The following is an 8,485-nucleotide window of genomic DNA, read 5'->3' on the forward strand; positions in this document are numbered from 1 at the left end:
GTGGCCTTCAACGTCCATTCCGGAGTCCGGCTCCACACAGGTGCTGTTGCACGGGCTGGGGATGTCCTGGCGGGCCTGTCAGCCGATGCTGCCCCTCCTGGAGTGCCACCACACGATGGTCGCGCCGACGCTGCCCGGCGCGGAACTCGTGGCGCTGCGCGGGGTCGGCCACATCTCGATGATCAACGATCCGGTGGCGGTCTCCGGCGCGATCCTCGCCAGGGGCGGGTCGCGCCCAGCCCCGCAGGGCGGGCTGACCGTACGCGGGTGAGGACGGGCACTGGCGGCGACCGCGGTCAGGCTAGCCGTGGTTAACTTCGAGGGCCGAGGGTCGGACGCGACGGAGCGAGGGAGAGCATGACGGACGAGCGAACCGGACCGGTGCGCGACATGGTGGTGGTCGGAGCCTCCCTGGCGGGGCTCCGCGCGGTCGAGGCCGCGCGCAGGGCGGGCTTCGACGGGCGGCTGACGCTGGTGGGGGCCGAGGAGCACCTCCCGTACGACCGGCCCCCGCTGTCGAAGGCGTGCCTCGACGCCGCCGACGCGCCGTCGGTGACCTACCGCGAGCAGGAGAGCCTCGCGGAGCTCGAGGTCGAGCTCCTGCTCGGCGAGCCCGCCACCGCGCTGGACGCCGACCGCGGCGCCCTGGCGGTGGGCGACCGCGAGGTGCCCTTCGACGCCGCCGTGCTCTGCACCGGCGCGCGGGCGCGGACGCTGCCGGGCGCCGACCACCTCGCGGGCGTCCACACGCTGCGCACCCTCGACGACGCGCTCGCTGTGCGTGCCGCGCTCGACGGCGGCGCCCGCACCGTGGTGATCGGGGCGGGCTTCATCGGGTCCGAGGTGGCGTCGGCCGCGCGGAAACGCGGCCTGTCCGCGACCGTCGTCGAGGCGATGCCGACCCCGCTGGTCCGGGCCATCGGCACCGCCATGGGAGAGGCGCTGACTGACCTGCACCGCGCGCATGGCACCGAGGTGCGGTGCGGAGTCGCCGTGGACGGGCTCGAGGAGGCCGACGGCCGGGTGAGGGGCGTGCGCCTCGCCGACGGCACGGTCCTGCTCGCCGACCTGGTCGTCGTCGGGATCGGGGCCTTCCCCGAGACCGACTGGCTGGCCTCAGCGGGGCTGCCGCTCGACAACGGCATCGTGTGCGACGAGACCCTGTGGACGGGCGTGGGACGCGTGTACGCCGCGGGTGACGTAGCTCGTTGGCACAACCCGCTCTTCGACGCCGCGATGCGGATCGAGCACTGGACGAGCGCCGCGGAGCAGGGCGCGAGCGCCGCCCGCAACGCCCTCGACCCGACCGCCGCCAAGCCGTACCAGACCGTGCCCTACTTCTGGTCGGACTGGTACGACAGCCGCATCCAGTTCGTGGGGATCCCCGGCAGCGACGAGGTCGAGGTCGTCTCCGGCGGGCCGGAGGAGGGTTCGTTCGTGGCCCTCTACCGAACCGGTGACCGGTTGACCGGTGCGCTCACCTTGAACCGGCAGGCCGAGATCATGAAGTACCGCAAGCAGATCGCGAAGCGGGCCACCTGGACCGAGGCGCTCGAGTTCGCCCGCGCCCGCGCCGCGCGCTGACCGGGCGGCCTCACCCGGCCGGCGACGACATCGCGACGAGGGCGAGCTGCCTGATCTCCGCGGAGATGGCCGGGCGGGCGTGGAACCGGCCCAGGCGCACCAGGTCGTTCACGATGGACCGGGCAGCGCCGACCCGCAATGTGCACTGGTCCGCGTCCAGCGCCGGGGTGCACGCCCGCAGGGCCGACACCCAGTCCTCGAAGTCCGCGCGCAGGGCGGCGTTGATCCGCCTGCCCGCCTCGGGCGGCAGGTGGATGGCCTCCGAGACGTACACACCGAACAGCGCGCGCTGGTCGATGCCGAGCGCGGTGTAGTCGGCGACCCGTTCCGCCAGGACGGACCGGGCGTCGACCGGGGCCGGCGCGCTCCCACTCCGCGAGAGCGACTCCGTGGCGCGGCTGAACGCCGCGACGAGGATGTCCGCCTTCGTCGGGAAATGGTGGTAGATGCTCGGACCGGCGATGCCCACGACCGCGCCGATGTCGTCGAGGCTCACCGCGTCGTAGCTGCGCTCGTGGAACAGCTCGATGGCGACCTCCAGAAGCTCCTCGCCGCGGTGTCGGGCCCGGCGCCGCGCGGGCCGCGCTGGCGCCTCTGGGACCTGTTGGGACAGCTCGGCCCGACACACGGCGGCCGCGACCCGCGCGAGCTCGCGGCGGTACTCGGCCCGGGGCAGCTGCGCTTGCCACAGCGACGGGGCGGAGAGGACCGCGAGCGCGGCCGTCACCAGCAGGCGACGGTCGCCAGCCGGTGCGGCCGGCCGCTCGGCCACCACCGCCTCGTCGAGGACGTGGGCCACTCCGTCGACCCGCCGCTGGACCTCGTCGCGGGACTCTGGTGCGAGGAAGCGGAGCTCGCGTGAGAGCAACACCCACACGTCCCGGCGCTCCAACGCGGCACCTGCGAGGTTCTCCAGTACCCGGTCGAGGTCGCCGCCCTCCTCGAGCGCGGCCTCGGCGACATCGAGCCCACTGTGTACCGCGGCGGCGAGCAGAGCCTGCTTGCCCGCGTGGTGCCGGTATACCGCGGGCGCCGTGACCCCGACGGCGGCGGCCACGTCCGCCACCGACACCCGGTGGTAGCCCCGCCGGAAGAAGAGCTCGGCTGCTGCTGCTGCGAGCTCGACTCGCCGCTCTGGGGACCGTCGCCTGGTCGAGATGCGGGCCTGAGTCACACGGGCCTCCACGGAAGGGTCGTGGGAGCGGCGGCACTCCCGGGACGGCGTGTCCGAACTTGCCTAGTGAACGTTCCCTAGATTACCGTATCCCCCGTCTTGCGGTGCCTCGCACCGCGTACCCGCCTGGACGGAGCAATGATGTCCGCACCTGCCTCGGAAGCGCTGATCTACGACGCGATCCGCACCCCGCGTGGTCGCGGTAAGAGCTCGGGCTCCCTGCACACCATCAAGCCGGTCTCGCTCGTCGTGGGGCTCATCGACGAGCTCCGGGCCCGTCATCCCGAACTGGATCCGGCGATCATCGACGACATCGTGCTGGGCATCGTGTCCCCGGTCGGGGACCAGGGCTCAGTGCTGCCCCGGACGGCCGCGCTGGCCGCGGGCCTGCCCGACACGGTCTCCGGCCTGCAGATCAACCGGTTCTGCGGATCAGGCTTGGAGGCTGTCAACACGGCTGCTCAGAAGGTGCGCTCGGGCTGGGACCAGATGGTTCTCGCCGGCGGCGTCGAGTCCATGTCACGGCTGCCGCTCGGCAGCGATGGCGGCGCCTGGATGAACGACCCCGCCACCAACCTCTCGACGTCGTTCATCCCGCAGGGCGTGAGCGCGGACCTCATCGCCACGATCGAGGGCTTCGACCGGGAGACGGTCGACTCGTATGCGCTGCAAAGCCAGCAGCGGGCTGCTGCAGCGTGGTCGGGTGGCTACTTCGAGAAGTCGATCGTCCCGGTGCGAGACCTGAACGGATCCATCGTGCTCGACCGCGACGAGCTGATGCGACCCGACTCCACACTGGAGTCCCTCGGAAGTCTCAAGCCGTCGTTCGCGACCATGGGCAAGCAGGGTGGCTTCGACGCTGTGGCGTTGCAGCGCTACCACTGGATCGAGCGGATCGACCACGTCCACCACGCCGGGAACTCGTCGGGCATCGTCGACGGGGCGGCGCTCGTGCTGATCGGCACGGAGCAGGCGGGCGCCGAGCTCGGGCTGACCCCGCGCGGACGCGTCGTGGCCACCGCGACCTCGGGCGCGGACTCGACGATCATGCTCACCGGGCCGATCCCGGCCACTCGCAAGCTCCTGGCCACCGCGGGCCTTACCGTGGACGACATCGACCTGTTCGAGATCAACGAGGCGTTCGCCGCGGTCGCGCTCAAGTACGCGAAGGAACTCGAGCTGCCCGCGGAGAAGGTCAACGTCAACGGCGGCGCGATCGCCATGGGGCACCCGCTCGGCGCCACCGGGGCGATGCTCGTCGGGACCATGCTCGACGAGCTCGAGCGCCGCCAGCAGCGTCGGGCGGTCGTGACGCTCTGCATCGGCGGCGGCATGGGCGTGGCCACGCTCATCGAGCGCATCTGAACCGGACCAGCGGAGACAGGAGTTCACCGATCATGAGCACCGCCCATGAGCACCCGATGTTCGGCTGGGACCTCGACGGGGACGGCGTCGTCACCTTGACGATGGACGACCCAGACCAGTCCGCCAACACAATGAACGAGCGGTTCCGCCGCGAGCTGCCCGCCGTGGTGGACCACCTCTACGCCGAACGCGAGGCGATCTCCGGCGTGATCGTCACCTCGGCGAAGAAGACCTTCTTCGCGGGTGGCGACCTGGGCATGATGATGCGTGCGACAGCCGAACAGCTCGACGACGTCCGCGCGATGCTCGACAGCGTCAAGTCCGAGCTGCGCCGCCTGGAGACCTTCGGCAAGCCGGTGGTCGCCGCGATCGCGGGGGCGGCGCTCGGCGGCGGCTACGAGATCGCGCTCGCCTGCCATCACCGCGTGGCACTCGACGGTCCGGGGGTGTCCGTGGGTCTTCCCGAGGTCACGCTGGGCCTGCTGCCCGGCGGGGGTGGCACCACCCGGACGGTCCGCATGCTCGGACTGATCCCCGCCCTGCAAGACGTCCTGCTGACCGGGAAGAAGTTCCGACCCGCCGAGGCGGCGGAGAAGGGACTGGTCGACGAGGTCGTCACGAGCACTGACGAGCTGCTCGCCGCCGCCCGACGATGGATCGCGACCAACCCGTCGCCCACCCAGCCCTGGGACGTGAAGGGGTTCCGGATCCCGGGCGGTGACCCGTCGTCGCCGAAGCTCGCCGCAGTCCTGCCGAGCCTGCCCGCCGTCCTGCGCAAGCAGTCCCGCGGTGCCCCCTCGCCCGCCCCACAGGCGCTGCTCGCCGCGGCGGTCGAGGGCGCTCAGGTGGACCTCGACAACGCCCTGATCATCGAGTCTCGCTACTGCGCGGACCTGATCTGCGGTCAGGTGTCGGCGAACATCATCAAGTCGATGTTCTTCGACATGCAGGCGATCAACCGTGGCGCGAGCAGGCCGGAGGGCTACCCGCCGCACACCGCCCGCAAGCTGGTCGTGCTCGGCGCCGGGATGATGGGCGCGGGGATCGCCTACGTCAGCGCCAAGGCGGGCCTCGAGGTCGTCCTCAAGGACGTGTCGATCGAGGCCGCCGAGAAGGGCAAGGCCTACAGTGCCGCGATCCTGGACAAGGCCGTCGCGAAGGGCCGCAGCACGCCCGAGAAGCGCGACGCCCTGCTCGCCCGGATCCACCCGAGCGCCGATGTCGCCGACGCCGCGGGCGCCGACCTCGTCATCGAGGCCGTGTTCGAGGACCCCGAGCTCAAGAAGCGGGTGCTGGCCGAGGTGCTGCCGCACCTCGCGCCCGACGCGCTGATCGCCTCCAACACCTCGACGCTGCCGATCACCGGGCTGGCCGAGGGGCTGCCCGCGCCGGAGAACTTCGTCGGGCTCCACTTCTTCTCGCCGGTCGACAAGATGGCCCTCTTGGAGATCGTCGTCGGGGAGAAGACCAGCGACGCCACGCTCGCGAAGGCCGTCGACGTCGCCCGGCAGATCGCGAAGACGCCGATCGTCGTGAACGACAGCCGGGGCTTCTTCACCAGCCGGGTCATCCTGGAGTTCGTCAACGAGGCTGTGTCGATGGTCGGTGAGGGCGCGCACCCGGCGTCGGTGGAGCAGGCGGCCACCCAGGCGGGCTACCCGGTCGGCGCTCTCGCCCTGGTCGACGAGCTCACCCTCACCCTGTGCCGCAAGATCCGTCAGGAGACCATCGAAGGCTACCGGGCGGTGGGCATCGAGAAGCCCGCGCACCCGGCGCACGCCGTCATCGATGCGATGATCGACGACTTCGGTCGCGGGGGCCGCTCGAGCGGCGCGGGCTTCTACGAGTACGCCGACGGCCGCAAGGCGGGTCTGTGGCCGGGGCTCGTCGAGCACTTCGGGCCGACCAGCGAGGTGCCGTTCGTCGACATGCAGGAGCGCATGCTCTTCGCCGAGGCGCTGGACACCGTCCGCTGTCTCGACGAGGGGGTGCTCCGGTCGGTCGCCGACGCCAACGTCGGCTCGATCCTGGGCATCGGGTTCCCGGCCTGGACGGGCGGGGTCCTGCAGTACATCAACCAGTACGAGGGCGGCCTGCCCGGGTTCGTCGCCCGCGCGCGGCAGCTCGCCGAGCGTTACGGCGAGCGTTTCGACCCGCCGCTGTCGCTCGTGGAGAAGGCAGACCGAGGGGAGACCTACGCATGAGCGCCACCGACAAGCCGCTGGCAGGCCGGACGATTCTGATGTCCGGCGGGAGCCGCGGGATCGGCCTGGCCATCGCCGTGCGGGCCGCACAGGACGGCGCGAACATCGCGATCCTGGCCAAGACGGACACCCCCGACCCCCGACTGCCCGGCACGGTGCACACCGCCGTCGAGGAGATCCAGGCCGCGGGCGGCCAGGGCCTCGCCATCGTCGGCGACGTCCGGGACGAGGAGTCCGTCGCCGGCGCGGTCCAGAGGACCGTCGACACCTTCGGCGGGCTCGACATCGTGGTCAACAACGCCTCTGCCATCGCGCTGGCCCCGCTCGGCAAGCTGCCGATGAAGCGTTACGACCTGATGTTGGACATCAACGCCCGCGGGACGTTCGCGCTGTCCAGCGCGGCGCTGCCGCACCTGCACCGCTCCGAGCACGCCCAGGTCCTGACCCTGTCGCCGCCGCTGAACCTGGATCCGGTGTGGTTCGGCAGGCACGCGCCGTACACCGTCAGCAAGTACGCGATGACCATGCTCACGGTCGGGCTGGCACACCAGGAGCATCCGGTCCCGCTCAGCGCGAACTGCCTCTGGCCCCGCACGACGATCGCGACCGCCGCGGTGCAGAACATCGTGGGCGGTGACGCGGCGATGGCCGTCTCCCGACGCCCCGAGATCATGGCCGATGCCGCTCATGCCATCCTCGCCCGCAAGCCGGGTGAGGTCACCGGCCAGACCTACCTCGACGAGGACGTGCTGCGGGAGGCAGGTGTCGCCGACTTCGCCGGCTACCGCTACGGTGCCGCGGCCTCCGACGACGCGTTGAAGATCGACCTGTTCCTGCCCGGCGGTGAGCATGACTGACCGCGCCGTGTACGAACCCGACCACGAGCTGTTCCGCGAGACCGTCCAGTCCTTCATCCAGGCCGAGGTCACCCCGCACAACGACGAGTGGGAGGCGGCCAAGCTCGTCGACCGTTCGATGTTCCGCAAGGCGGGCGAGAGCGGGATGTTGATGTTCTCGACCGCCGAGGAGTACGGCGGCGCGGGCATCGACGACTGGCGGTTCAACGCCGTCCTCAACGAGGAGTTCGGTCGCGCGGGCTACGCGTCGGCCGGACTCGGCCTCGCCCTGCAGAACGACGTCGTCGGCCCGTACATGCTCGATCTGACCAACGAGGAGCAGAAGAAGCGGTGGCTGCCGGGGATGACCTCCGGGGAGCTGATCGGCGCCATCGCGATGACCGAGCCCGGCACCGGGAGTGACCTCTCCGGCATCGCCACGCGTGCCGTGCGCGATGGGTCGGGCGACGACGCGGACTACGTGGTGAACGGCTCCAAGACGTTCATCTCGAACGGGCAGAACGCGGACCTCGTGGTCGTCGCGACACGCACCTCGGAGGACCGGCACCGCGGCCTGACGCTGCTGGTGGTCGAGACCGACTCCCCTGGTTTCGAGCGCGGGCGCAACCTGGACAAACTCGGCCTGCACGGCCAGGACACCAGCGAGCTGCACTTCACCGACGTCCGGGTGCCCGCCGCGCACCGACTGGGGGAGGAAGGCCAGGGCTTCTTCCAGCTGATGCGCAACCTCCCGCAGGAGCGTCTGTCGCTCGCGACGACAGCGGTGGCCGCATGCGAGGGCATGCTCGCCCGCACGATGGAGTACGTCACCGAGCGCAAGGCCTTCGGCAGGCCCATCGGCAGCTTCCAGAACAGCCGTTTCCTCCTCGCCGAGCTGCACACCGAGGTGGACATCGCCCGGGTGTTCGTCGACCACTGCGTGGGGCTGCACTCCCGAGGCGAGCTCACCGCGGTTCAAGCGGCCAAGGCGAAGTGGTGGACGACGGAGCTACAGGTCCGCGTGGCGGACCGTTGTCTGCAGCTGCACGGCGGGTACGGCTACATGCGCGAGTACCCGATCTCCCGCTCCTTCGCCGACGCGCGGATCCAGACGATCTACGGCGGCACGACCGAGATCATGAAGGAGATCATCGGCCGCGACCTGGGACTCTGAGGAGCCCAAGTCGCCGCTACGGTCCGCGGGCCGTCATGGGCGGCGGACGACCGTCAGGCCGGCCCCGGTGGGCAGACCCGGCTGCTCGTCGGCGGCGTGCATGGCGGCGGGGAGCAGCGTCGCCACCCCGAGCCCGGCCACGCCGAAC

7 protein-coding genes are annotated in these 8,485 nt (G+C 71.1%); 6 read left to right on the forward strand and 1 reads right to left on the reverse strand.

The genetic code is table 11. The annotated features are described in order from the left end of the window. The first annotated feature begins 85 nt into the window (after positions 1-85). Both AB0B41_RS07540 and AB0B41_RS07545 read left to right on the forward strand, forming a co-directional pair. Positions 86-271 (forward strand): hypothetical protein, encoded by a 186-nt coding sequence (locus AB0B41_RS07540; RefSeq protein ID WP_358200114.1) that lies wholly within the window; start codon positions 86-88, stop codon positions 269-271. Between the two features lie 86 nt (positions 272-357). Further along, complete coding sequence (locus AB0B41_RS07545) at positions 358-1,584, forward strand: FAD-dependent oxidoreductase (RefSeq protein WP_358200116.1); 1,227 nt, start codon at positions 358-360, stop codon at positions 1,582-1,584. Positions 1,585-1,594: 10 nt separating this feature from the next. On the opposite strand, the gene AB0B41_RS07550 is transcribed toward AB0B41_RS07545, so the two are convergent. Further along, entirely contained in the window at positions 1,595-2,770 is a 1,176-nt protein-coding gene (locus tag AB0B41_RS07550) for a TetR family transcriptional regulator (protein ID WP_358200118.1), read from the reverse strand. 126 nt (positions 2,771-2,896) lie between these two features. On the opposite strand from AB0B41_RS07550, the gene AB0B41_RS07555 reads away from it, so the two are divergent. From AB0B41_RS07555 to AB0B41_RS07570, 4 genes are read left to right on the forward strand one after another with little or no spacing between them, the layout of a single operon-like run. After that, entirely contained in the window at positions 2,897-4,123 is a 1,227-nt protein-coding gene (locus AB0B41_RS07555; protein ID WP_358200120.1) for an acetyl-CoA C-acetyltransferase, read from the forward strand. Positions 4,124-4,155: 32 nt separating this feature from the next. Further along, complete coding sequence (locus AB0B41_RS07560) at positions 4,156-6,327, forward strand: 3-hydroxyacyl-CoA dehydrogenase NAD-binding domain-containing protein (protein ID WP_358200122.1); 2,172 nt, start codon at positions 4,156-4,158, stop codon at positions 6,325-6,327. Next, positions 6,324-7,184 (forward strand): NAD(P)-dependent oxidoreductase, encoded by an 861-nt coding sequence (locus AB0B41_RS07565; protein ID WP_358200124.1) that lies wholly within the window; start codon positions 6,324-6,326, stop codon positions 7,182-7,184. Before AB0B41_RS07560 ends, AB0B41_RS07565 begins: the two co-directional genes overlap by 4 nt. Continuing rightward, complete coding sequence (locus AB0B41_RS07570; protein WP_358200126.1) at positions 7,177-8,337, forward strand: acyl-CoA dehydrogenase family protein; 1,161 nt, start codon at positions 7,177-7,179, stop codon at positions 8,335-8,337. The genes AB0B41_RS07565 and AB0B41_RS07570 overlap by 8 nt, the downstream gene beginning before the upstream one ends. The last annotated feature ends 148 nt before the right edge of the window (positions 8,338-8,485 follow it).

This window comes from Pseudonocardia sp. NPDC049154, from assembly GCF_040648315.1.
GTDB lineage: Bacteria > Actinomycetota > Actinomycetes > Mycobacteriales > Pseudonocardiaceae > Pseudonocardia.

Coding starts and splice junctions, on each gene's coding strand:
- AB0B41_RS07540 (WP_358200114.1), top strand. CDS start 86: ATGCTGCCCCTCCTGGAGTGCCACCACACGATGGTCGCGCCGACGCTG.
- AB0B41_RS07545 (WP_358200116.1), top strand. CDS start 358: ATGACGGACGAGCGAACCGGACCGGTGCGCGACATGGTGGTGGTCGGA.
- AB0B41_RS07555 (WP_358200120.1), top strand. CDS start 2,897: ATGATGTCCGCACCTGCCTCGGAAGCGCTGATCTACGACGCGATCCGC.
- AB0B41_RS07560 (WP_358200122.1), top strand. CDS start 4,156: ATGAGCACCGCCCATGAGCACCCGATGTTCGGCTGGGACCTCGACGGG.
- AB0B41_RS07565 (WP_358200124.1), top strand. CDS start 6,324: ATGAGCGCCACCGACAAGCCGCTGGCAGGCCGGACGATTCTGATGTCC.
- AB0B41_RS07570 (WP_358200126.1), top strand. CDS start 7,177: ATGACTGACCGCGCCGTGTACGAACCCGACCACGAGCTGTTCCGCGAG.